Genomic DNA, 25,095 nt, shown 5'->3' with positions numbered 1-25,095 from the left:
ATATATGGAATATTATAATACGAAACGGATGAAGGCAAAATTAAAAATGAGCCCGGTGCAATACCGAACTCATTTTGAGCAAGCAGCCTAATGAAATAACCGTGTCTAACTTTTAGGGGTCACTTCATTTCAGCTGCTTTTTATTTTAATTCTTCATTCTTGGGTCCAATGCATCTCTCAGGCCATCCCCCATAAGATTAAATCCCAACACAGTCAGCATAATAGCTAAACCTGGAAAAATCATCGTCCATGGGGCCTGGATTAAAAAGGTCTTTGCATCAGACAACATCTTCCCCCATTCTGGGTTTGGAGCCTCTGCCCCTAATCCTAAAAAACCAAGTGCAGCTGCTTCAATGATAGCAGTCGCAATCGCTAGTGTTCCCTGTACAATAATAGGAGCCATGCTATTTGGGAGAACATGAGACAACAGTATTCTTGTATTACTCATTCCAACAGCTTTAGCTGCCATTATATATTCCTCTTCCTTAACACTTAATACACGTGAACGAATTAAGCGTCCAAAGTTTGGTATATTAATAGTTGCAATGGCAATAAGAGCATTCTTTAATGATGGACCGAGAACGGCAACAATTGCAATAGCAAGAAGAATACTTGGAAAAGCAAGCATTATATCAAATATCCGTGAAATGATCATATCAATCCATTTCCCGTAATACCCTGCTATGATTCCAAGCATACACCCGATAACAATCGAACCAACAACTGAAAGAAAACCTACCCATAATGATATCCTTGCACCAAAAACGACCCTTGAAAAAATATCTCGTCCAAAGTCATCGGTTCCAAACCAATGCTCACTGGATGGAGCCTTCAACTTATCAGAAAGCATTTGATCATTAATTCCTGAAGGAGCAATAATTGGAGCAAAGATTGCGAGTAAAATAAAGAAAAGGACAATGCCTGTACCAATTAGTGCAAGCTTATTTTTCTTAAAGCTTCTCCATCCCTCCATCCAAGGAGAGGCTACTTTATCTTCATTTGGACCAATTGGTGGCTGCGCTGCTTGATCAACTTGTATCTCCATTCTTTCCACTCCCCTCTTTAATGATATTTAATTCTAGGGTCGACAAAGGCATATAATAAATCGACAATTAGATTAATGATAACAAAAATAAAAGCAATGATCAGAATTCCAGATTGAATGACTGGATAATCCCTAAATCCAATTGCATCATAAATATACCGCCCGATTCCAGGCCAGCTAAAAATCGTTTCAGTTAAAATAGCTCCACCTAATAGCAGCCCTGTTTGTAAACCAATGACAGTCAAGACAGGGATTATCGCATTTTTTAAGGAATGTTTATAAACGACCCAAAACATTCTTAACCCCTTTGCTCTTGCTGTTCTAATATAATCAGACTTCATCACCTCAAGCATGGTTGAACGGGTTATACGGGCAATAATCGCCATTGGAATGGTTGCCAATGCGAGACTTGGTAATACGAGATGTTTAATAACCGTCCAAAGTTGATTGAAGTCACCTTGAATCAAAGTATCAATTATGTAGAAATTCGTAATGGCAGTAATCGGATTTCTTACATCTTCCCTTCCTGAGGTTGGGAGCCATTCGAGATTAATCGCAAAAACCCATTGTTCCATTAAACCTAACCAAAAGATTGGCATCGATACACCAATCAATGCAAGAACCATCGCGATATAATCAAACCATGAATTTTGGAACCATGCGCTGATAATCCCTGCATTCACGCCAATTACGATGGCAACGAGCATCGCACAAAAGGAAAGCTCCATAGTTCCAGCAAGATATGGCCAAATCTCCGCATTGATGGCTGACTTTGTACGCAAAGATTCTCCTAAATCACCTGTCAATAAATTTCCTAGGTAATCAAAATACTGGATATACCATGGCTGATCCAATCCCAGCTGCTTATTTAAATCAGCTATTGCCTGTGGTGTAGCTAATTTTCCTAAAATAACCTGTGCCGGATCACCCGGAATAGCACGAATCATAAAAAAAACAACCAATGATAATCCCAAAAGAACAGGAACTAAGGAAAAAATTCGTTTTAGAGTATATGAAAACATGATACCACCTCTTTTCTTGAGTGAGCCAATAATTGTATTTGCAAGCAATTAATTCATGTTAAAATCGACTCTTAATATTCTGGAGGATTTATACTATTAATCTTTCCAATTGATCTTCTGTAAACAGATTGTCTTATTTTCAAGAGAAGAAAAGGGAGTCCTTCAAGTGAACTCCCTTTTCATAACAACATTATTTCAATTCAACTTCTGTTAATGGCTCAGTACCAGTTGGATGTGGAACGTAGCCAGAAACGGACTTCTTACCTGCAATAACAGGTGTTGAGTGAACAAGTGGAATCCAAGGAGCTTCTTCTTTAATAATTTCTTGTGCTTTCTTATATAATTTATCGCGTTTTGCTTGGTCGTTTGTTGATTGAGCTTCAATAAGTAATTTATGCATTTCATCGTTTTTGAAATATGAATAGTTATTGCTTCCAATGCTGTCTTCATCTAATAATGCATAAAGGAAGTTATCAGCATCTCCATTATCACCAGTCCAGCCAAGCAAGAACATATCTGCCTCACCTTTACTAGCTTTATCTAAGTATGTTGCCCATTCATAAGAAACGATTTTCGTTTTCACACCAACATCTGCAAAGTTCTTTTGTAGAGCTTCTGCCACTTTTTGTCCATTAGGCATATAATCCCTTGGAACCGGCATTGCCCATAGCTCAAGGGTTTGACTATTGTCATAGCCCGCTTCCTTAAGTAGAGCTTTTGCCTTTTCAGGATCATATGGATAATCTTTAATATCATCATTATAGCCATCAATTGTTGGAGGTATTGGGTTTTTAGCTGGATCAGCAGCACCGGCATAGAATGCATCGATTAATGCTTTTTTATCAACAGCATAATTTAATGCTTGACGTACCTTTTTATCCTTTAAAGGACCACGAGTAGCTGTTAATCCTAAGTAACCAACATTTAAAGATGGTCGATAAAAAATTTGCAAATCTTTATTAGCTTTAATGGATTCAACATCACTAAAATTGACGCCATCAATTAAATCAACTTCACCAGCTGAAAGAGCATTTAAGCGTGCTGAGTTATCTGGAATTGTACGGAAGACAACTTTATCTAGCTTAGGAAGACCTTTTTGCCAATAATCTTTGTTTTTCTCTAGAGTAATCGTGTCATTGCGTTTCCATTCAACAAATTTAAATGGACCTGTTCCAACTGGGTGCTCTTTATATTTATCCCCATATTTTTCAATGGCAGCTGGACTTGAGATACCAAATGCAGACATCGCTAAGTTTTTGTAGAATGGTGCGACAACGCGGTTTAAAGTGATTTCAACCGTATAATCATCAACCGCTTTTACTTCCTTAATGTTGTCACCAAATTGGGAAACATAGTAAGGAAATTCTTCTGCGGGGCCTTTTTTCCAGCGGTCAAAGTTGAAAACGACAGCATCTGCATTAAAGTCTGTACCATCGTGGAATTTAATACCCTTTCTTAAATGAAAGGTATATTTTAAACCATCTTTGGTAGACTCATATTTTTCAGCAAGACCCGGTTCAATTTCGGTATTATCTTTACCAAAGCTAACCAAAGTATCAAATACATTGTCTGTAATTTTAAAGGATTCACCATCTGTTGCATTAATCGGATCAAGTGCAACAGAGTCTCCGCCTCTTCCAAAGATAAGCGTGCCGCCTGCTGTTTTTTCTCCAGAGCCATCTTTTTCCTTGCTATCGCTGCTAGTAGATTTGTTGCAACCAACCAACGCCATAGACAAAACTAAGACGAATGCTAGGAACCAAATACCTTTACTCTTTTTCATTATTTTCCCCCTTCTAATCTAGGAAGTATTTCTTCCGGTTTTTAACATTTATCGTCAACGCCAATCATGTACATATGTATTAAAGGGATTCATCCTTACGATACAAATGACATGCAGCATAATGACCAGGTTCAATTTCCTGTAATTCAGGTCTTTGAATTTTGCATATTTCCATACATTCCTTACATCTTGTATGGAATGCACACCCTAATGGCGGATTAGCCGGACTTGGCAGATCCCCGGTTAGGATTTCTCTTTCATGCTTCAAGTCTGGGTCTGGAATGGGTACAGCTGATAATAGAGCCTTTGTATATGGATGAAGCGGTTTATCGTAAAGCTTTTCTGCTTCTGTGATTTCAACTAATCTACCTAAATACATAACTCCAACTCGGTCGCTAATATGCTTTACAACCCCAAGGTCATGCGCAATGAATATATAGGTTAATTGAAAGTCCTTTTGCAAATCCTCAAGAAGATTCAATACTTGTGATTGAATAGATACATCCAGAGCAGAGACAGGTTCATCTGCGATAATTAGCTTTGGCTTTGTCATCAAGGCTCTTGCAATCCCAATTCTCTGCCTTTGCCCACCGCTGAATTGATGAGGATAACGTTTAATATGATAGCTGCTTAAGCCAACTACCTCCATCATCTCTTTAACTAATCGTCTTCTTTCTTCTTTATCAGAAACACCGTGTACGATGAGCGGTTCCTCGAGAATTTTTTCAACTGTATGGCGAGGATTAAGTGAGGCAAAGGGGTCTTGAAACACCATCTGCATTTCTTTCCGCATTTTTCGCATCTCTCGCTCATTTAATCTCGTAATATCTTTTCCCTCGAAAAGAATTTCCCCTTCAGTTGGTTCTATTAGGCGCATCAGCATTCTGCCAGTTGTTGATTTTCCGCAGCCTGATTCTCCAACGAGTCCTAAGGTTTCCCCTTTATTAACATGAAAGCTAACATTATCAACTGCTTTCACATCCCCAACATGCTTGCCGAAAAGCCCTCCTGTAATCGGGAAATACTTCTTAAGATGATTCACTTCTAATAGCACTTCAGTCATTTATTATTCCCCCTGACTCATGTAAAAAGCAGCGAACATATTGATCATGGCCATCTACCTTGTAAAGTGGAGGAGTATCCTTTTTACAGCGTTCTTGCACAAATTCACATCTCTCAGCAAACCGGCAGCCTTTTTTAACGGAACCAGGCTTAGGTACATTGCCCGGAATGGAGTAGAGCCGCTCTTTCTTTTCACTAATATCCGGAATAGACTTAAGCAGACCTAATGTATATGGGTGCTTAGGGTTTTTGAAAATATCATGGACGTTTGCTTCTTCAACCACTTTTCCGGCATACATAACGATGACACGCTGACATAGCTCGGCAACAACCCCCAAATCATGAGTAATCATAATGATGGCTGTTCCTAGCTTTTCATTCAGTTCTTTCATTAAAGAAAGGATTTGTGCTTGAATGGTAACATCTAATGCCGTGGTTGGCTCGTCTGCAATCAGAACCTTAGGCGAACACGATAAGGCCATTGCAATCATGACCCGTTGCCGCATACCACCTGAAAGCTGATGCGGATACTCCTTCATAATTTGTTCTGCTCTTGGCAAGCCTACAAGCTTAAGCATTTCAACTCCTCGATTGAAAGCTTCCTTTTTGCTGACCTTTTTATGTATGTTAATCGCCTCAATTAACTGATCTCCTATCGTAAATAAGGGATTAAGTGAAGTCATCGGTTCTTGGAATATCATGGCTACTTCGTTTCCACGAATTTGTCTCATTCTTTTTTCAGGGGCCTTGACGATATTTTCTCCGTTTAAGAGAATTTCACCGCCAACAATTTTCCCTGGAGGCTGCGGAATGAGCTTCATAATGGATAAGGATGTTACGCTTTTTCCACACCCTGACTCGCCAACAATTCCTAGGATTTCCCCTTTGCTAACAGAAAAACTGATTTCATCGACAGCAGGGACTTCTCCATCTGAGGAAAAGAAAGAGGTTCTCAGCTGCTTTACGTCCAAAATTGGTGCCTGAGTCATATTGACCCTCCTCTCTTCGTAGTTATAAGAAAATTAAATACTTTCAAAAATGTATATTAATTATTTTAGTAAAAAAGATTGTATCCGTCTACTGATTTTTCTAAATAATTTAATTATATAAAATATTTTCTATATTTAATCCCTTATACATCAATGATTTAAAGGACTAACGGAATATTTATGAATCAATTTAAATAAATATTAACAACATTCAAAATAATCATAAATATCAGGATGTTATATTTCTAATATAGTATTTTCTTAAAATATTATTTTTCGTAAAAAAAACACCTACTTATTCAACATATCGAATAAGTAGGCGTTTTTTATTTGCTTATTGGATCTTCCGTATTAAACAACAGGATATTTTTCCTAATTCTTATGATCTATTTGCTGCACTTGGAACAATTTATAGTAGTTTCCCTGCTTAGCCATTAATTCATCATGTGTTCCAACTTCTATGATTTGGCCATGCACAATTAAGACGATCCGGTCTGCATGTGTAATCGTTGAAAGTCGATGGGCAACAATAAAAGTTGTCCGATCCTTAGCAAGTCTTTCAATGGAATCTTGAATTAGTGCTTCGCTTTCTAAATCGAGTGCTGACGTAGCCTCATCAAGAATGAGAATAGGTGGATTTTTCAAAAATACCCTTGCAATCGCAATTCTTTGTTTTTGCCCTCCGGATAGCTTGACTCCCCGTTCTCCAACTCTAGTATCATATCCATGAGGAAGATTCATGATAAATTCATGGGCACTAGCAGCTTTTGCCGCTTTTATCACTTCTTCATCTGAAGCGTAAGGATTCCCCAATAATATATTTGATTTCACTGAGTCACTAAATAAAATTGTATCTTGTAAAACCATCCCTATTTTATCTCTTAAAGTGCGAACCTTAAAATGACGAATATCAACCCCATCAAGTCGAATTTCACCATTTGAAACATCATAAAATCTTGGAATAAGACTTACTAAAGAAGACTTTCCTCCTCCACTCATTCCAACTAAAGCAATGGTTTCTCCTTTTTGAACATGCAAGGAAATATCCTTTAGAACTTCTTCTTTCTTCTCATCATTATAAGAAAAAGAAACATGATCAAACACAAGATCCCCCTTTACATTTTTACATTCTATGGAATCTGGACCATCTTGAATATCATATTTCTCATCAATTAATTCAAATACCCTATCCATGGAAGCAAAGGATTGTGTTAATGTGGTGGATGAATTAACGAGTCTTCTTAATGGATCATAAATTCGATCGATATAGGAAATAAACGCAACCATTGCTCCAATTTTCATATCCCCATATATGACTTGATAAGCGGAATAACTGATAACAATGAGTGGGGCAATATCTGTAATTGTATTGACAACGGCAAAGGATTTAGCATTCCATTTCGTATGATCCAATGCTCTTTTTAAAAAGTTTTGATTGTGGGTATCAAATTGTGTTTGCTCATAATCCTCAATCGCAAAGCTTTTAATAACAGACATTCCGGAAACTCTCTCGTGTAAATAGCTTTGCACTTCAGCAAGTGCCTGGGATCTTTTTCTTGTTAAAGATCGTAAATTTCCAAAAAAGAATTTTACGGAAAAAGCATACAACGGTAGTAGGATTAAGGAAACAATGGTTAATTTCACATCCATGGAAAACATAATGACAACGGCGATGATAATCGTCGATACATCAAGCCATAGATTCATCAGTCCTGTCACGACAAAGGTTTTAGTCTGCTCTACATCATTAATGACCCTTGAAATAATTTCCCCCGTCTTTGTATTAGAGTAATATTTAAAGCTAAGCTTTTGGATATGAGTAAAAAGCTGGTCGCGAATATCATATAATACTTTACTGGAGGTCCATTGGGCAAAATATTGTCGATAATATTCTACTGGTGGTCGAATAATGACAAATATGACCATGATGATAGACATCACCCAGATAAGATGATTTATTTTCGCATGGTTTGTTAATGAATGATTTCCAATAATATCATCGACCACATATTTGATTAGCAGTGGGATAATAAGTGGAATCGCAAACTTAATTATTCCAATAATGATCGTTCCGATAATTTGCAGACGATATGGCTTTACAAAGTGAAGATATCTTCTTATGCTACCCAATGCTGCACTCTCCCTCTAATTTAGTGTCCAATACTAGTATAGAGAATCTATCATGATTTTTGTACTAAGTTACCTTTTCAAAATAGGTTGTTTTCTCAAAGTTTGTTGATTATTACACAAAACATTGTAATAGTAAGATTTCACGACAACTATACGAAAACAGCTCCAAAAAAAAAAAAGAGACTCATGTCATGAATAAGACTTTGAGTCACCTTTTTTAATCTAGGCAATTCAGATCTCCAATTTCTAGCGTCTATACGTTAAATAACGCTCATACCATATGTCAATAAAATCTGGTGCAAAGGGACCTTTTCGTTGACGAATCCAACCAATAAGGTTATCAACATTTGTTTTTAAAATCTTATCGATTACATCTGGATAATTCATTTCCTGTCTGTGTCGTTCATATTCATCCTCATCTAATAAATTAAATGTCATATCAGGAAATACCTTGATATCCAAATCATAATCTATATACTTTAATGCTTCCTCATCACAGATAAATGGGGAACTTAAGTTACAATAGTAATATATACCATCTTCTCTGATCATTCCAATTACATTGAACCAGCATTGAGTATGAAAATAACAAATAGCCGGTTCCCTCGTAATCCAAGTTCGCCCATCAGACTCTGTTACAATGGTTCGATCGTTTCCACCTATCACTAGACTTTGAGTCCCTTTTAATACAGTTGTTTCTTCCCAGACGCGATGGATGTGCCCATTATGTTTATAGCTATGAATTTGAATTGGTTCACCTACGATGGGTACGCCCATATCTCTCCCTACTTTCTGTTCGAAAGCTTTGTAACCTAGCGGGGTACAGAGATTTTTTCTCCTTAACTAAAAATAAGTCTAACCAAGGCAACAAAGAACATTTCCTATTTTCTACTATTATAACGGTAAAAGGAAAAATTTAAAACAAAGAGCCATTGAAAAATCAATGACTGTTAAAAAAGAAATTTAAATTTTCCTTTTAAAAACTGCTAGAAAATTTCAAAGCCCCAGTTTATACTGGAATATTCCACTGCTGATAGGATCGGATCACTTCTTCTGTTTGATTCTCAAAGGTTTTGTGAATAGCTAATAACTCTTCTTTCATTTTCGTTATTTCCATTTGAATCGTTTCTAATTCTGTTTCTTGTTGGATAAGCATTAATTCCTTCTCTATCTCTTGACATCGCTCAAGCTCTGACTGTAAAAGTAATAGTTTTTCCATCGTTTTCATTTGTTCGCTTACTAATTGATTAAAGTTATTCAGCACAATCACCGTCCCTTTTTTTACTCATTAACTTATTCGAGATTGCACTATTTTTTCCTTTGACAACATATGTAGACTAAATAGAGATTTTGTCGAAGCACAAAAAAACAGGTGTTTTCCCCAGTTTGGAAACGAATACTTTCCTCCTAATCAGACACCTTAGGGCAAAAAGAAAGACACTCAACCGAATATGAGTGTCTTTCTTATCATTTATTAACCTTTGAAGCCAGAATTTTGGCTTTTGCGAGCTTCTGCTTGTTGGTTTTGTTGTTTTACTTCTTGAGCGCTTGTTTCGCTAGCAAATTCAGTACCAAATTGACCTTGGCTACCTGCAGATGCAGATTGTGAATTTTGTTGTCTCACTTGTTGGATGTTAGTTCCAGATTGAGATTGGTTTGGTTGTTTTGCCATTGTTATCACCTCCACGATATTAATGTTACCGAGAGGGGTGAAAACTATCCTGTATTTTTTTTCCAAATTAATTTTTTGAGTGACCACTACTATGTCAATCTTTTTGAAAGGCTTCTCCTATTGAGATGAGAAAAATCCACTTTATTTTATGTAAAAATTTTAAACCAGAAGTGAAATACCGCCATCTACAATAATCGTTTGCCCGCGGATCATACTCGCTTGATCGCTTAAGAGAAACATGATTGTATTGACCATATCATCAATCTCGACCATTCTTCCTGCCGGTGTTTTTTCCTTGGCCTCCGCTAAAAGTTCCTCTCGATTAGGAAAATGCGTTAAGGCCGCTGTATCAATGGCCCCACCTGATACTGCGTTTACCACAATATTCTTTGGTGCAAGCTCAATGGCCAAATACCTTGTGAGTGCTTCAACCGCTGCTTTGGAAACTCCAACTGTCGTGTAATTTTCCAAGTACCGAATAGCCCCTAAAGAGCTGATACTCACAATTTTCCCTCCTCCATTAAGCTCCATTAATTTGGCTGCTTCTTGAGCACAGAATAACAAAGCTTTACTATTAATATTCATTGTCCAGTTCCAATGAGATTCTTCAAGCTCCATGATAGGTCGCAGCACTCCTGATGCCGCATTGCTAACGAAAACATCAAGTCTTCCAAAAGTTTCTTTAATCTCCTCAAACATGGATTTAATCTTTGCAACATCCCCGACATTGGCTTTCACGACTAACACCTTTTGTCCAAGTGCCTCGATTTCGGCCGCTGTTTCCATTGCTTGTGATTTGCTTCTTGCATAATTAAGAACGATATCATAGCCTTCCTTTGCTAAGCGAAGTGCTGTTGCCTTCCCAATTCCACGACTTGAACCTGTAATTAATGCTACTTTTTGTGTCATAAACCCTTTCCTTTCCTGATTATCCTCTTCATTTTAGCTTTTCTAGGAATAGTTCGCAATTGAAGGAAAAAACTATCCTTATATTAACGAATAAAATAAGCCATAAATCACGAAAGGAAGTTCCATATGTATAATGGCCGAGATATGACAGAGCTTTCAATGATTTCAAAATCAGAATGGTCAAAGGAGGAATTAGCCTACTATCATCATTCCTTGCAACAAATGACTCCCTATTTAAATGTAGAAGGTCAAACAATCCATCGGGAAATTATAGAGGAAATTATGAATCGGGGAGGACTTACCCCATAACTCTCCAATAAAAAGGGACTTTTCCTCAAGAAGAAGTCCCTTGTTCAATCATTTTTATCATTTTTTGATGAGAAACTGGAAAAGCAAATTGTTCCATTTCTGTTCGATTTACAAGTCTCAAATCCGGCTTTTCTAAGACTTGATTTTGGATTATTCCTTTATAAACATGTATGAACCATTTTAAATGAGAAAAAACATGTTCAATTTGGCCAACCATTTCGGTTAATTCGATATCCGCACCGTATTCATTTTTTATATACCTACAAAGCTGATTTTTTTCACCTACTTGCTTAAGGTTAATTTCTGTATTGGGAAATTCCCATAAATTTGCTAATAATCCATTCTCAGCTCTCTTGTGAATGAGATATTGCCCTTCCTGATTGACTAAAACGACTGCAGCAAGATGGACATTTTTTTGCTTCTTGTTTTTTGTTTTTACTGGCAAATCTTGTGTCGTTCCCTCATGAAATGCCATACAATGCTCTCTAACAGGACATAAGAGACATGAAGGAGAGGTAGGCGTACAAACGATTGCGCCTAATTCCATTAATGCTTGATTAAAGAATGAAGGATTTTCTTGAGAAATCATTTCACGAATCGCTTTTTCAAAGATTTTTCTTGTCGCAGGTTTTGCAATATCATCCCAAATTGATAAAATGCGTGAGATGACACGCATCACATTTCCATCAACAGCAGGTTCAGGCAACCCGTAGGCGATGGACAGAATCGCTCCAGCCGTATAGGGACCAACTCCTTTCAAGGAAGAAATCTCATCAAGGCTATTCGGAACCTTTCCACCATATTTCTCATTAACCTCTTTCACAGCAGCATGTAAATTTCTCACTCTTGAGTAATAGCCTAATCCTTCCCAAAGCTTTAAGACTTTTTCTTCATCTGCCTCCGATAAATCCCGTATTGTCGGATACTGATCAATAAAACGATTAAAGTAAGGGATTACCGTATCAACTCGAGTTTGTTGGAGCATTGTCTCTGATACCCAAACTTTGTATGGATTCTTATCCTTTCTCCATGGCAAATCTCTTTGTTCGACTTCAAACCAAGTAATTAGATTACGTTGAAATTGCTCAATATCTAGTTGTTCAAGATTGCGAAGCATTACTTTTTCCAAAATATTTCCTCCAACTGCGTATTCTATATGTTTAGTACACTAAATTTTAATGAGAAATATATCCATATTATTTTTCATTAATCCTTCTTAAATAGGGAATACTATGAGATAAACTTTCATAAATAAAACCCTTTACTGATTTATCTCATTAATATGAACAATATGTTTCAATTATCGGAACTCTTATCCATTAAACCACTTTTTACTGTTAATACAAGGATTTAATTGATAAAATGAAGACGAATCAGATATAATTTTTTTCCTGATGAAGGAGGTCCTTCCTTTGGATACTGGAACTCATGTTGTAATGGGGCTAGCATTAGGTGGACTTGCTACGCTTGATCCGGTCGTAGCCAGCAGCTCTGTGACAGCAACGAGTGTATTAATTGGCACCATTATCGGGTCACAGGTACCTGATATCGATACTATCCTAAAATTGCGTAATAATGCTGTATATATAAGAAATCATCGGGGGGTAACTCATTCTATCCCTGCTGTTTTACTTTGGCCATTAGGGATTCTTGCCGTTTTGTATCCATTTTTTCCTGAAGCAAATTTATTTCATTTATGGATATGGACCTTTGTTGCTGTTTTCCTACATGTGTTTGTTGATATCTTTAACGCATATGGCACCCAAGCTTTACGCCCTTTTACTTCTAAATGGATTGCCTTAGGAATTATCAATACATTTGACCCGATTATTTTTGGGTTACATGTGATTGGCTTAGTTATATGGGGCTTAGGGGCAAACCCAGGATACATTTTCCTTACGGTCTATGCCGTATTAGTTGCTTATTATATCATTCGCTTTATTACTCAGCGAAAGGTTTTAAGTGCTGTTAAGGAAATCATTCCGGACGCAACAGATATTATCATTGCACCGACTCTGAAATTCCATCAATGGAAGCTGGCGATCATGAATAAAAACCAATTCTTTGTGGGGCGTGCAACCAATAATCAAGTAGAAATCCTTGACCAATTTAATCGAAAGCCCATACCGGAGACTCCAGTAATAGAAGCAGCGAAAAAGGATAAAAATCTTTCGGCCTTCTTGTCCTTCTCTCCAGTCTATCGCTGGGAAGTCGATGAGTATGATACGTATTATGAGGTCCGATTTATCGATTTAAGATATCGAAGCAACGGACACTATCCTTTTGTTGCAGTTGTGCATTTAGACCATGAATTAAATGTCAAAAACTCATATACTGGCTGGATATTTAGCGAAGCAAAGCTACAAAGGAAACTGAACGAACTGCCAAATTAAAAGCGATGCGCCATTTGCATCGCTTTTTCTAATGAAGCTTGGATAAATCTTGATCAAGTAAATGCTTATACTTCGGATTATTCGAAGAAAATTCATGAAGCTTTTCCCCATAATGATTGATCCACTGTCGAACAACCTTTTCAGTCATTTCGCTGCCTCTGTATTTCTCTCCTGCCTTTGCATAAGTTGTTTCAAAATCATCCCATAATAATTCCACCCAGTTTTGAGCTTGGCTATAAGAAATATTGTGGTTTTTTTCAAGCAGCAATTCAATCAGTCTTTTTTGATATTCATTCAACATTCTTCCCTCTTTTCCAGTCGATTTAAGCAAGCTGATGAACATAGTATCAGCGAAAAAGTCTGATACTAAATATTGTGAAAGACCAATTAAGGTTTTTCCCAAAGATTCTTTTCTTTTATCCTTCAATAGGGTGGTGTTTTTCTTGCGAAATAAAGTAAAAGGATTTCCATATGGTCATGATAATAAGCTTGAGGGCGAGCCTCGAGCTAAAACGGAATTTACCTCGAGACGAGCTGATGGAACAATAAACACACATCCTCAAGAACGAATGTATGCCTCTTCCCATAGAAACAAATAGTGCAAAAAGTCGGAAAGGAATTCTAAAGGATAACTACTTTAGAATTCCTTTAATTTTTTTAACATAGAAATTGGCAGTGCCTCTTCCTTATCCTTGCCTTGCAACCGGAACCCCCATGCAAATACGCCATTTATATAATCAATTTTGAAATATGCTAAAGGATCCCCTTCAACTTCATATATTTCACCTGACTTAAAATCAGCTGGATTGAGCAAATAGGACTTAGCCATTACTGCCTTTCTTTCCAATACAGAAAATTCATTAACCATCCCCATTTGCTCTGCCTTACGGGCCTTTTCATTTAGCTTTGCAATTTCTTGTTGAAGTTCATATGGTGTCATTTCACTAAATCTTTTCTCTTGTTCCATCCATTCTCACCTTCATATCTAGATTATTAAGGATGATTTATTCCTCTGAACTTATTAACTCATTTAAGTACCGTTCAACTAATTCTAAGGAAAAACCTTTCCTATATAAAGTCTGCTTCATTTTTTGTTCAAATTCATAGCCACTAAGCTTTGAAAATTTTCTAACTGCCTTCTCCCCTTGAACCTGAATAGCTTGGAAGTCACTGTCTTCCTCATCATCTTTTTTGATCTCTTCAAGCACTTGCGCTATTAAATCTAACCCATACCCCTTTCTTATAAGGAGCTGTTCAAGCTTTTGCTTCACAATCCTTAAAGAATCCTTCTTATTTTTTTGATAAAATTTCGCACTAATTCCTTTAGCCTTATCAAATTCGAAATCAGAAGAGTACTCTCTCATTGCAACATCGATATTAGCTTCAGATATGCCCTTCTCCTTCAATTCTCGTCTTGCTGACACAGAGCCTTTATCTGTCGTATTCATCAAAGTGCGAACATAGGCTTTCGCGTATTCTTCATCATCTAAGAATTGAAATTCATATAACTTATGAATAACTTCTTGAATGATTGGTTCATCAGTTTCTGCTTTATGCAAATACATTCGAACTTCATGCTCAGATCGGATTCGCCTTGCTAAGTATTGAACAGCAAGATTGTAAGCCTTGCGGATATCATCCTGATAGGTAATCTCTGTTATGGAAAACGGGTCCAGTTCTAATCCCTTTTTCAGATGAGATTTAATTAAAACATCCTCATCCAGACTAAAGGCATATTCTTCGCCTTTCCCATAATCCATAAAAATATTATAGCGGTCACTTTTATTTTTCTGTACGGTGATCTTTGTAATAATAGCCAAACGATTCACCTCCATTAATAATTTAGCATATTTTCTTTCAACTTGCTGATTTTAAAGACCATTCATGTTTTTCTGTATGAATTGTACCATTTAGGGAAAAATGTGCATGACTAGTTTCGATTTAAATCACGAAAGGATGTTTTAAATGGAAAAGAAGAAGAAGGAAAAAAGAAGAAGAAATTTATCTAGTATGCAAGAGGTTACATACAGCAGGGAATTCAGAAGAGCCGATCAAGCTGGGGGATTTAAGACTAGAGAAATTAAATAAGTTTATCAGTCCTTTCCAGTCAAACAATTTGTTCTTTAATACCCAAGAAACGAAGTGAAAAACATTTCCAACATATATCAATGTGTTAATGTGCACTATAAAATTGCGGACCTTTTGGCATTCCGTACTTTTTCAAGTGAAAGGGGTTTTTCTCTTGGGTCGTGCTCAAGGACAAAAAACGCGAGATCGCAACAAGGCATCTCTTCCACAAGTTCCAAAAAATTTAAAATCTGACGGTTTAGATGTGGAATTTGATCGGGATTTGGCAGATCATGAGGATCTAGAAGCTATGGCACGTTCTAAAGCAGCGGACGAAAGAGGAAAAAGGAATAAACGATAAGTAAAGGTATTCTTCACATAAAGCAGCAGTAAATTTTTTCTGCTGCTTTTATGTGAATCTGTGAATAACATTATCCACAGAACTGTTGATAATGTGGATAATATCAATAAACCCTATTAATCCAACTATTAAAAAAATCTAATTTCACGTAAGTAATTCGTCGTAAATCTGTGGATAATGTTAATAAACCTGTGGAAACTTTATATAATAACGTTTGAGCTTGTGGATAATTACCACTACTTATTCACAATTTATTCGATTTATTCAGAAAAATAAAAGAAAAGCACACTATTCCATATTGAATCGATGCTTTAAAGAACGAACAATATCCCCTCTGCTTATCATTCCTGTTAAAATTTTATTCTTCACAACAGGTACTTTTTTAATTTTTTTTCTTCCTAAAATTTCTGCAACTTTTTCAATTTCCATATTTTCATCAACGGTAATGACATTTTTTCTTGCCACTTCCATGACATTTTTGCGGATTAGTCTTTTAAATTTATCCTCTAAGCTTTCTTCATCTTCAATCACCGTTGTAAAATAAAAATAATCAATAATAACTGGATCATGTTTTCCTAACCACTTCATAATATCTCCGTCACTTACATAACCAACTAACTCATTTTGCTCATTGACTACTGGTATACCACTAATGCGATACTCTACAAAGCGATCAAGTACATCTTCGATTAACTGATTTTCTTTCACTTTGATGACATTTCTGACCATGATATCTCTGGCCTTCATTCCCCTCACTCCTTTGAACTCGATTATAATTTCATTTTACCCTTCTATTTTCCATTTGTTTATACTCTCATGAAGTTTAGCTGATTATAATTATAGAATACTCCAATTGTGTCATAATTCCTATATGAAAAGGACCTATCCAAAACGATTGATGAAATATGATTATTCATCAAGAATCATTTTCGATAAGCCCTTTCTTTTTTATACTTAAATAAAGCATAAATTGGCATCAATGATGAAAATTCGACGTAGAAGCCAATTTTAGGAATTACGTATAAGCGCAACTACGCCTAATCTTCGCCTGAAGGCTCGCCAATCAGCGAGTTTTCTTTATCCTTCTATTTCTGTGCGCTGATTATTTGCACTTTCATTAGTAGGTAATTCTTCATTTAGAGAATTTTGCTTTGGTTTTTGTAAGAAAAATGATAAAACCGTTGCAACAAATGCTAGAATAGTTGCGATTAAAAAGGCATCATTAATCCCATGTATCGTTGATGTTTTTGCTGCTTGCGCATAAATTAAACTTGTAGAAACTGTATCAGAGGCACCTGATGGTATACCTAGAGCCGCGGAAACCCCTTGACCAATTTGGTTAAAACTATTGGAAAGAATCAAATCTGTTTTCGTTAAGGCATGACCATAATCATCCAAATGATTAGTGGTTTGTTGCGTCATGATCGTTACGAGTAAAGCTGTACCTATTGAACCAGCGACTTGGCGAATCGTGTTTGAGAGAGCCGTTCCATGTGAGATTAATTTCATTGGCAATTGGTTCATCCCAGCTGTCATAATTGGCATCATAATCAAAGACATTCCAAAGGAACGAATGATATAAAACGTCAATATGGTTTTATATGGTGTTTGACCGGTAAGCTTTGTAAATTCATATGTGGCAATCGTCGTAATGGATAAGCCTACAATGGCCAGAACCCTTATACCATGCTTGTCGAAGATTTTCCCTGCAATTGGACCCATAAAGCCCATCACAAGTGAGCCTGGCAATAACAACAGCCCTGATTCAATAGGTGTAAATCCGCGGATATTCTGCAGATAAATCGGTAACAGAAGCATCCCGCCATACATGGCCATCGTAACAATCGAGTTAATAATCAGAGTGAAAGTATAAATATTAAATTTAAAAACATGCAAATCTAATAACGGTTTTTCTATTTTTAATTGTCTCCATGTAAAGATAACTAAAAATATAACCCCAATAATTAATGAAACTATAACTTTTGCACTGCCCCAGCCATCCGTTCCTGCTTCACTAAAACCATAGAGCAGGCTTCCGAATCCTAGACTTGAATAAATAATCCCAAGTATATCAGGGGTAGGCTTTGACAATTGGTTGTATATTTTGAACCATCTAATGGCAAATAAAATATCAATAACGCCAAAAACAACCATTCCATAAAACATGATGTGCCAATCAAAATTTTGCACAATCCATCCGGAAAGGGTTGGCCCAAGAGCTGGTGCCAAAATCATCGCAATCCCCATGGTTCCCATTGCCGCACCACGCTTTTCTGGCGGAAAAACAGTCATAAAGATATTCATTCCGAGTGGCATTAATATCCCAGCACCAATTGCTTGAACAACACGGCCAACCATGATAAGGACAAAGGTCCCAGAGACTGCACAAATCAATGACCCAAGCGTAAAAGAAACCATTGCAGCAATAAAAAGTTTACGAAAACCAAATGTTTCAACCAAAAATGCACTAATCGGAATTAACATCCCATTTACGAGCATAAATCCTGTCAATAGCCATTGTCCTGTTGTTGCACTTACATTTAAATCCGTCATCATGACCGGTAACGCAACATTCAAAACCGTCTGATTTAAAATTGCCACAAACATCCCAAATAGGAGAACAAACATGATTTTTCCAACACTCATCTGTTGTTCTTCAGATGGTTCCTCATTTTCAATCGCTCTTTTAAATTTTGGCTTTTTTATATAAAAATAATTAATCGTTGACAATACAATTATGGCGAATATGATATAACTGACTAGATAGGTTGTGGACATGAAACCACCTTCTTTATTTATGAATTCTTACGGATACATTCATTCCTGGTAAAATATCATATCCTTCAGCATCGTCAATCGAAATTTTTACAGGTACTACTTGAGTGACTTTTGTATAATTGGCGTCAGAATTTCCTGTTGGCAGTAATGAGAATACACTTGCAGAGGTTAAGCCAATCTCATCTACTGTTCCTTTTAGCGTGGCATTTTCATACGCATCCACATAGATGTCAACCTCTTGCCCTTCCTTAATATCCTGTATGGCAGTTTCCTTAATATTGGCGGTTACCCATAAATGTTTAAAATCATAAGCATAGGCAAGTGGAGTTCCGGCTGCCACTAAATTATTCGCAATCGCTTTATTGGCAACAACTGTTAAATTTGTAGGTGCTTTAATATCCACTTTAGTTGTATTCGTTGGATCCTGTGGTGTTGGAGCAGCTACTTGAACCTTTCCAAGAGAACCGTTTTTCGCAAATGAATGATTGGAGAATCCCTTCCAATCCACTAATTTTCCTGTTGCAGGTGCAGAGATGGCAATTTGCTGTCCATCGATTTTCGCATTATCCGTTTTTACATAATTAGATGCCTGATTTATGAAATAAAAGCCTCCAAATCCAGCTCCAACTAAAATAATCAAGGTAATGATATTTAATACGACCATTCTTCTCATATTCATGATTCATCCTCCATTCAAAACTCCAAAGTTTATAGCCTTCACATCACAAATAACTACTTTACTTCCTCCCTAATCCCAAAATAGTCATTCCCAATCTTAAATAAGATTAATAGTTCACTATATTAACTATTAATTTAATGAAGGTAATTTTAACTAGTTTTTTAGATAATGTCAATCAAAAACACCTTAGTTAGGAGATAACTAAGGTGTTTCTATTGGAAATATTTATCATAATTAATGAACCAATATAGCAAGAGTATTTAGGATACCGCTCCAATTCAAAGCATCAAATAGACAAAACATAATTGACGCTTAACTAAACTCCCGTTTTTTATATATAATTAACGAAATAAAGATGGAAATAATCATGAGCACCATGGTTGGCACCATTAATAATAAATAGATTTCATTCGAACTCATACCAGCAACAATCCATTTTTCCAGCCATTGATGGTCCTTCAAATAGCTGACTAAATTTCCTCCTCCAAAGAAAAAGAGAAAATAAAATGCAATACTAACAAATCTTGATTTGACATAGCCATACTTAAAAATAATCGGAAAATTTATGGAAGATAATAAAGCAACAGCTATTATCGATCCCATCACTCCTTCCACTGTAAATGGAACCACCTCAACATGCAATTCTAATGTTTTTACAATATAGTAAACTAGAAAGCTTGCAAGTAAATTTATGACCGTATAAAAAAACATCGCCACATATCTGGATAACACAATCATCGATCTTTTTATAGGGAAGCTATTAAGTAAGATTTCAACCCCATATTTATCTTCAATTGCGCTTGCGCCAAAGGTAATAATGTAAGATAACGCTAAAACACCCGCCGTTAATCCTCCTGGACCTAAAGAATGAAAACTGAATACGAAGAATATAAAGAAAGCAAGTGCGATTAATACCATTCGTTTTTGAATGACGATATCCTTCCAAATTAGTTTAAACACTTTGACCACCTCTTGTATAAAATAGCATAATATCCTCAAGATTCGGTTTTTCTAAAATAATATTAGAACCAAACATCTGCTTACATTGATTTATATCCTGTATGAGCCCTTCAAAACCAAATTCATTCTCCTTAATACCTATGAAAAATGGTCTGGTTTCAGCGGTAAGAAGATCTTTCCTGCCTTTAAATACTCTATATTGCTCAAAAATATCATCCTTTTGCTTACTAAAAATCAATTCGCCATTATGAATGAGTGTAATAAAATCCGCAACTTTATCTAAATCAGAAGTAATATGAGTGGAAAAGAGAATTCCCTTTCGCTCATCCTGAATAAATTCCATCAAAATATCCAATAGTTCATTCCTCACCAGTGGATCTAAGCCTGATGTCGGTTCATCCATGATTAATAATTCAGGATGATAGGATAGAGCAACAGCTAAAGAGAATTTCATTTTCATCCCTTTTGACAAATCCTTAATTTTTTTTGAAGTCGGGAGATTGAATTTTTGAACATATGCATAAAAAACGGTATCATCCCAATTTTTATAAAATAAGCGAACGGTATTTTTCATTTGCTGAATAGTGAGATCCTCATAAAAATGACTGGAATCATAAACGATTCCTATTCTCTCCTTGATTTCCATTTCATGCTTGAGATGATCCATACCAAAAACTTTAATTTCTCCACTATCCTTGGCAATTAAGTTCATAATTAATTTAATCGTAGTACTTTTCCCTGCCCCATTTGGACCAATAAACCCCATAATAAATCCTCGATCTAAGGAAAGATTTAAATTTTTCAAAGAAAAATCCTTATAGTGTTTACTTAAATTGGTGATTTCAAGAATTTTGTCCATTATTCTCCCTCCTCATATAAAAGAATAAGTATGTCCTTTAACTCATCGAGGGTGATTCCAACCAATTTAGCTGTTGAAACTGCCTCGCCCATTTTTTCCTCCACTTCTTTAATCCTTGCTTCACGAAAGAGTTCTTTATTTTGTGCGGCAATAAATGACCCTTTCCCAGGAACCGTCACAATAAACCCTCCCCTTTCAAGCTCATCATAGGCCCTCTTAGTCGTTATGACGCTTATTTGAAGCTCCTTAGCTAAATTTCGAATGGAAGGTAAGGCTTGGTCTGGAGTAAGTTCTCCCCTCATTATTAATTGTTTAATTTGACTCACAATTTGCTCGTAAATAGGTTCTTGTGCCACATTCGAAATAATGATATTCACAAACAAACCATCCCCTAAAATATTTGTTAGATGAACATGATAACAGGAGACTATTTTTCATCACGGTTCATACTGTTCATATACAGTATATACAGTATGAACAGACAAGTCAACCTGGCTTTTTATGTCCATTTTGCAACAAAGTGAAAAATTCAAATTATCACCGAACTTTTCTATTTTCCTTTTTCATAAATAGGATTAAAATGAGTTCATGTTAAGAAATGATTGGTAGGACTAGTAAGAGGAGACTTATAAATTGACAGAACAACCTAATAACTATCAGGAGCAAACTCTTTTTAATATTACTTGGCCTCTTTTTATCGAATTGGCCCTTCATATGGGCTTGGGGATCATCGCCACCTTCATCCTCAGCCATTATTCTGATGATGCGGCAGCAGGAGTGGGGGTTGGGAATCAGTTATTAAATATTTTTATACTTGTGTTTAATGTCACGGCAGTTGGAGCAACGATTTTGATCGGTCAAAATTTAGGAGCGGGGCATTTTCAAAAAGCCAAACAACTAGCTCAGTCTGCAGTTGGCCTTAATTTTTGGTTTGGTCTTATCATTGCTCTTGTTGCTTTTACTTTTGGTAAACCGCTTTTAAGCTTGTTTGATATTCACGGGAAGATTTTAGAATACGGTTTAATCTTTATGCGAATTTGTGGTCTGTCACTCCTCCTTGAATCTCTTTCACTTGCATTAAGCTCAGTGCTTCGAAGCCATGGGTATACAAAGGAATCGATGATTGTCACGGTTCTTATGGATATCATAAGTGTTAGTGGAAATATGATTGCCATATTCGGATTATTTGGTCTGCCTGTCACTGGGGTAACTGGAGTTTCGTGGGCAATCGTCGGAGCAAGAATTTTTGCTGTTGTCAGCCTCTTCTTTTTAGTTCATCGCAAACTTCATTTAAAAATTAGATTCATAGATTTTTTTACGATTAGACGAGAAAATATTCGTGGATTGCTTTCGATTGGCATTCCATCTGCTGGCGAAAATTTATCCTATCAGTTCTCGCAGTTGATTATTACTGGATTTGTTGCCTCAATTGGCGCTGCTTCTCTTGCAGCAAGAGTCTATATTCTTAATATTTCGATGGTGTGCTATTTATTTTCGCTTTCCATTGCGATGGGGACTCAGCTCCTTGTCGCTCGCTATATTGGAGGCCGGCTATTTAGCCGGGCATTCCAACGTGGACTTCGGACATTAAAAATTGCGATACTTGCCTCTTTTGTTACTTCATTAATCATTGCTTTCATTGGAGAACCGGTTTTAGGCTTTTTCACTGACAGTAAGGACATTATTTCGATTGGACTGCCGGTATTATGGGCGATTGTATTTATCGAGCCAGGCAGAGCGATGAATCTTGTCTTAATGAGCTCCTTAAAATCGGCTGGTGATGTTCGCTTTCCTGTAATGATCGGCATTATCTCGATGTGGGGCGTTAGTGTCATCCTTAGCTATTTTTTCGGCATTCATTTCGAGCTTGGCTTACTAGGGATTTGGATTGCTCAAGGACTTGACGAATGGCTAAGAGGATTATTTGCCCTCAGACGTTGGCTGAAAAAGCCTTGGGAAAGAAAAGTAAGGGTAAAGATGGTTTCTTAAAAAATGGGCTCCAGCTATCCCACCTTCCTTGGTGAAATCTGGAGCCCATTTCTTAAACTTTAATTCTTTTCTATCTCTCTTTTCACCTTTTCAAGCCGTTCTTGTATTTCCCGCATTTTTTTAAGCCTTTGCTCATCCTTTTCCAGCTCATTTGTCTCCTCACTCATAAGTTCCATGAGCGCTAATTCTAATAACTGTTGTTCGTTTTTTAAGGACTGAACATAAGGGGATACCTCTGAATGCTGTTCCCATTCCCTATATCCGCCTAAAAATACAGTTGCTTCCCCATTTTCAATATGAATCACCTTATTGGCAATTTTTCTTAATAAGAAAGGATCGTGGGAAACCATAACAACCGATCCAGGATAAGATGCAAGGGCATCTTCTATCCGCTCTCTTGTCATTATATCGAGATAATTGGTTGGCTCATCCAGAACTAATAAATTAGCATCCGAAAAATAGAGTTTCACAAAGGCAACTCGGCATCTTTCCCCCATGCTCAACTGCCCGATTTTCTTAAAAACCTCCTCTTTTCGGAATAAAAAACAGGCTAATATCGTTCTTGCATCCGATTGCTTCATATTGGGAAGGGTTAAAAGCTCATCTAAAATAGAATTTTCATTATTTAAGTTTTCCAATTCTTGAAAAAAGTAGCCCATTCGTAATTGTGGATTATGGATCACTGTACCATGTAATGGAGCCAATTTTCCGGTCATTAGCTTTAATAAAGTGGTTTTTCCACTCCCATTTTTGCCAACAACCGCAACTCGATCACCTCGATTGATTTCAAACTTCACATTTCGAATCACAAGGTTAGTATTTTTTTCATAGGTAAAATCCACTTCCCGCAGCCCCAGCATTCTTCTTCCTTCAAAGTCATTAGTCTCAAAGCCCGCTTGAATCACAGCCTGCTCTTTAGGTTTCTCAATTCTCCCTTTTTCCAAACGCTCCAGTGCCTTTTCCTTCACCTTATATTTTGTCGCTTGCTTGGCTGCTTGCTTTTGTGCATACGGATTTCTTACACTTGCAGTTGCACTCGCCTGCTGATGCCAATTCTTATAGGTTTGAATTGTTTCAAGCAATTTTCTTTTTTCTTGTTCCTGCTTTTCATATAACGCCTGCTCCGTCTTCATTTCAAGTTCCTTTTGCGCTTTATAAAAGCTATAACCTCCAGCATACTTCTTCGTGCCTTTTTCCGTTAATTCATACGTTATATTAGCGACTTTATCGATAAATTCACGCTCATGAGAGATGAATAATACACTTCCTTTAAAACGATTTAACCATTCCTGAAGCCATTCGACCGTTTCAAAATCTAAATGATTGGTTGGTTCATCAAGCACTAACAGCTTGGGTGAATCAATCATCACTTGGGCAAGCTTGACCCGCGTTTTCTGTCCTCCACTTAAGCTTGAAAATGGCTTATCCCATAAATGATTGGGGATGCCAAGCTTGGACAATGTCCGTTCCACCTCAGTTTCCCATTCATAGCCACCAAGATCCAAATATTTTTGTAAAACCTCGTTATATGGGGAAATAAATTCATCGCTCTCATAAATCTTTTTTGTTAGATCACTTAATTGTTTTTTTAATTGATATTTCTCTTGATTATGAGCCTCCACCCATTCACGGGTATTCCAATCATCCCGATTAGTACTTTCCTGTTCCATCCATCCAACTTCATCAGGATTAATTCCAAACATAATATTTCCTTCTATATAAGGTGCTTTTCCAAAGATGGCTTTTAAAAAGGATGTTTTTCCTACACCGTTTTCTCCAATGATGGCAACTCTTTCTTTTGGCTTTATTTCCAATGAAGCTTCCTCAAATAAAATGACGCCGTTATATTCCATTTTTAAGTGTTCCACTTTTAATAAAAACATCTATATCACTCCATTTTTGCATACAAAAAGGGCACAGGAATCAAACCTGTGCCCATAATTGAACCGTAAAAAAGAAAGAAAAAATTCATCTATGCCACAAATTAGGCATAAATGTCTCCAAATTCACATTCATTATTTCAAAATGGCATCATAAAATTAGACACAGGTATCCTGTTCTTTGCATATGCAAAGTTATTTTTTTGCA

Annotated in this window: 28 protein-coding genes; 7 read left to right on the top strand and 21 right to left on the bottom strand. The window is 36.6% G+C overall.

Annotation, left to right across the window (positions count from 1 at the left end):
• Positions 1–91, top strand: a 91-nt coding sequence (locus ACE38V_RS16475; RefSeq protein WP_375841177.1) for an IS3 family transposase, incomplete at its 5' end; no start/stop codon positions are given.
• Positions 92–145: 54 nt separating this feature from the next.
• Here the strand turns inward: ACE38V_RS16475 and ACE38V_RS16470 are convergent.
• From ACE38V_RS16470 to fabL, 10 genes are all read right to left on the bottom strand, one after another.
• Positions 146–973: an ABC transporter permease gene (locus tag ACE38V_RS16470; protein WP_375842895.1), complete on the bottom strand. Its 828-nt coding sequence runs from the start codon at positions 971–973 to the stop codon at positions 146–148.
• Positions 974–1,062: 89 nt separating this feature from the next.
• A complete protein-coding gene (locus ACE38V_RS16465; RefSeq protein ID WP_375842885.1) occupies positions 1,063–2,067 on the bottom strand; it encodes an ABC transporter permease in 1,005 nt (334 codons plus the stop codon).
• Between the two features lie 190 nt (positions 2,068–2,257).
• Entirely contained in the window at positions 2,258–3,850 is a 1,593-nt protein-coding gene (locus tag ACE38V_RS16460) for an ABC transporter substrate-binding protein (protein WP_375842883.1), read from the bottom strand.
• Positions 3,851–3,929: 79 nt separating this feature from the next.
• Positions 3,930–4,913: an ABC transporter ATP-binding protein gene (locus tag ACE38V_RS16455; RefSeq protein ID WP_375842881.1), complete on the bottom strand. Its 984-nt coding sequence runs from the start codon at positions 4,911–4,913 to the stop codon at positions 3,930–3,932.
• Entirely contained in the window at positions 4,906–5,901 is a 996-nt protein-coding gene (locus tag ACE38V_RS16450) for an ABC transporter ATP-binding protein (RefSeq protein WP_375842879.1), read from the bottom strand. The genes ACE38V_RS16455 and ACE38V_RS16450 overlap by 8 nt, the downstream gene beginning before the upstream one ends.
• Before the next feature lie 372 nt (positions 5,902–6,273).
• Positions 6,274–8,031 (bottom strand): ABC transporter ATP-binding protein, encoded by a 1,758-nt coding sequence (locus ACE38V_RS16445; protein WP_375842877.1) that lies wholly within the window; start codon positions 8,029–8,031, stop codon positions 6,274–6,276.
• A 246-nt stretch (positions 8,032–8,277) separates the two neighbouring features.
• Positions 8,278–8,808, bottom strand: coding sequence for a nucleoside tri-diphosphate phosphatase (gene ntdP / locus ACE38V_RS16440; protein ID WP_375842875.1), 531 nt, complete (start codon positions 8,806–8,808; stop codon positions 8,278–8,280).
• Between the two features lie 232 nt (positions 8,809–9,040).
• The gene (locus tag ACE38V_RS16435; RefSeq protein ID WP_375842893.1) at positions 9,041–9,292 is read right to left on the bottom strand and encodes a YgaB family protein; all 252 of its coding nucleotides are present in this window, start codon (positions 9,290–9,292) and stop codon (positions 9,041–9,043) included.
• A 213-nt stretch (positions 9,293–9,505) separates the two neighbouring features.
• Positions 9,506–9,703, bottom strand: a complete 198-nt coding sequence (locus tag ACE38V_RS16430) for a gamma-type small acid-soluble spore protein (protein ID WP_375842873.1) — start codon at positions 9,701–9,703, stop codon at positions 9,506–9,508.
• A 159-nt stretch (positions 9,704–9,862) separates the two neighbouring features.
• Entirely contained in the window at positions 9,863–10,612 is a 750-nt protein-coding gene (fabL, locus tag ACE38V_RS16425) for an enoyl-[acyl-carrier-protein] reductase FabL (RefSeq protein ID WP_375842871.1), read from the bottom strand.
• 126 nt (positions 10,613–10,738) lie between these two features.
• On the opposite strand from fabL, the gene ACE38V_RS16420 reads away from it, so the two are divergent.
• Entirely contained in the window at positions 10,739–10,921 is a 183-nt protein-coding gene (locus ACE38V_RS16420) for a hypothetical protein (RefSeq protein ID WP_375842869.1), read from the top strand.
• 25 nt (positions 10,922–10,946) lie between these two features.
• On the opposite strand, the gene mutY is transcribed toward ACE38V_RS16420, so the two are convergent.
• Positions 10,947–12,050 (bottom strand): A/G-specific adenine glycosylase, encoded by a 1,104-nt coding sequence (mutY, locus tag ACE38V_RS16415; protein WP_375842867.1) that lies wholly within the window; start codon positions 12,048–12,050, stop codon positions 10,947–10,949.
• 283 nt (positions 12,051–12,333) lie between these two features.
• On the opposite strand from mutY, the gene ACE38V_RS16410 reads away from it, so the two are divergent.
• Positions 12,334–13,314, top strand: coding sequence for a metal-dependent hydrolase (locus tag ACE38V_RS16410; protein ID WP_375842865.1), 981 nt, complete (start codon positions 12,334–12,336; stop codon positions 13,312–13,314).
• Positions 13,315–13,342: 28 nt separating this feature from the next.
• Here ACE38V_RS16410 and ACE38V_RS16405 read toward each other — a convergent pair whose 3' ends face one another.
• Positions 13,343–13,615: a YfhJ family protein gene (locus ACE38V_RS16405; protein WP_375842863.1), complete on the bottom strand. Its 273-nt coding sequence runs from the start codon at positions 13,613–13,615 to the stop codon at positions 13,343–13,345.
• A gap of 142 nt (positions 13,616–13,757) precedes the next feature.
• Here ACE38V_RS16405 and ACE38V_RS16400 point away from each other — a divergent pair, with 142 nt between their 5' ends.
• A complete protein-coding gene (locus tag ACE38V_RS16400; protein ID WP_375842861.1) occupies positions 13,758–13,913 on the top strand; it encodes a small, acid-soluble spore protein K in 156 nt (51 codons plus the stop codon).
• 38 nt (positions 13,914–13,951) lie between these two features.
• Here ACE38V_RS16400 and ACE38V_RS16395 read toward each other — a convergent pair whose 3' ends face one another.
• Entirely contained in the window at positions 13,952–14,281 is a 330-nt protein-coding gene (locus ACE38V_RS16395) for a YfhH family protein (RefSeq protein ID WP_375842859.1), read from the bottom strand.
• Positions 14,282–14,318: 37 nt separating this feature from the next.
• The gene (gene recX / locus ACE38V_RS16390) at positions 14,319–15,143 is read right to left on the bottom strand and encodes a recombination regulator RecX (RefSeq protein ID WP_375842891.1); all 825 of its coding nucleotides are present in this window, start codon (positions 15,141–15,143) and stop codon (positions 14,319–14,321) included.
• 136 nt (positions 15,144–15,279) lie between these two features.
• On the opposite strand from recX, the gene ACE38V_RS16385 reads away from it, so the two are divergent.
• Both ACE38V_RS16385 and ACE38V_RS16380 read left to right on the top strand, forming a co-directional pair.
• Positions 15,280–15,402 carry a YfhE family protein gene (locus ACE38V_RS16385; protein ID WP_375842857.1) on the top strand — a complete coding sequence of 41 codons (123 nt, stop codon included), beginning with the start codon at positions 15,280–15,282 and terminating at the stop codon, positions 15,400–15,402.
• 154 nt (positions 15,403–15,556) lie between these two features.
• Positions 15,557–15,742 (top strand): YfhD family protein, encoded by a 186-nt coding sequence (locus ACE38V_RS16380; protein ID WP_375842856.1) that lies wholly within the window; start codon positions 15,557–15,559, stop codon positions 15,740–15,742.
• A 288-nt stretch (positions 15,743–16,030) separates the two neighbouring features.
• Here ACE38V_RS16380 and ACE38V_RS16375 read toward each other — a convergent pair whose 3' ends face one another.
• From ACE38V_RS16375 to ACE38V_RS16350, 6 genes are all read right to left on the bottom strand, one after another.
• Positions 16,031–16,489: a CBS domain-containing protein gene (locus ACE38V_RS16375; RefSeq protein WP_375842854.1), complete on the bottom strand. Its 459-nt coding sequence runs from the start codon at positions 16,487–16,489 to the stop codon at positions 16,031–16,033.
• Between the two features lie 330 nt (positions 16,490–16,819).
• Positions 16,820–18,520, bottom strand: coding sequence for a DHA2 family efflux MFS transporter permease subunit (locus tag ACE38V_RS16370; RefSeq protein WP_375842852.1), 1,701 nt, complete (start codon positions 18,518–18,520; stop codon positions 16,820–16,822).
• 13 nt (positions 18,521–18,533) lie between these two features.
• Positions 18,534–19,199 (bottom strand): HlyD family secretion protein, encoded by a 666-nt coding sequence (locus tag ACE38V_RS16365; protein ID WP_375842850.1) that lies wholly within the window; start codon positions 19,197–19,199, stop codon positions 18,534–18,536.
• A gap of 312 nt (positions 19,200–19,511) precedes the next feature.
• The gene (locus tag ACE38V_RS16360) at positions 19,512–20,159 is read right to left on the bottom strand and encodes an ABC-2 transporter permease (protein ID WP_375842848.1); all 648 of its coding nucleotides are present in this window, start codon (positions 20,157–20,159) and stop codon (positions 19,512–19,514) included.
• Positions 20,152–21,018: an ABC transporter ATP-binding protein gene (locus tag ACE38V_RS16355; RefSeq protein WP_375842846.1), complete on the bottom strand. Its 867-nt coding sequence runs from the start codon at positions 21,016–21,018 to the stop codon at positions 20,152–20,154. The genes ACE38V_RS16360 and ACE38V_RS16355 overlap by 8 nt, the downstream gene beginning before the upstream one ends.
• The gene (locus ACE38V_RS16350) at positions 21,018–21,395 is read right to left on the bottom strand and encodes a GntR family transcriptional regulator (RefSeq protein ID WP_375842844.1); all 378 of its coding nucleotides are present in this window, start codon (positions 21,393–21,395) and stop codon (positions 21,018–21,020) included. The genes ACE38V_RS16355 and ACE38V_RS16350 overlap by 1 nt, the downstream gene beginning before the upstream one ends.
• A gap of 256 nt (positions 21,396–21,651) precedes the next feature.
• Here ACE38V_RS16350 and ACE38V_RS16345 point away from each other — a divergent pair, with 256 nt between their 5' ends.
• The gene (locus ACE38V_RS16345; protein WP_375842842.1) at positions 21,652–23,007 is read left to right on the top strand and encodes an MATE family efflux transporter; all 1,356 of its coding nucleotides are present in this window, start codon (positions 21,652–21,654) and stop codon (positions 23,005–23,007) included.
• Between the two features lie 59 nt (positions 23,008–23,066).
• Here the strand turns inward: ACE38V_RS16345 and abc-f are convergent, their stop codons facing one another.
• Complete coding sequence (gene abc-f, locus ACE38V_RS16340) at positions 23,067–24,890, bottom strand: ribosomal protection-like ABC-F family protein (protein WP_375842840.1); 1,824 nt, start codon at positions 24,888–24,890, stop codon at positions 23,067–23,069.
• Positions 24,891–25,095 lie beyond the last annotated feature (205 nt).

Source organism: Cytobacillus sp. Hz8, assembly GCF_042263505.1.
GTDB lineage: Bacteria > Bacillota > Bacilli > Bacillales > Cytobacillaceae > Bacillus_BE.
Note: the sequence above shows the minus strand (reverse complement) of the source record. Positions and strands in the feature narration are given on the sequence as shown.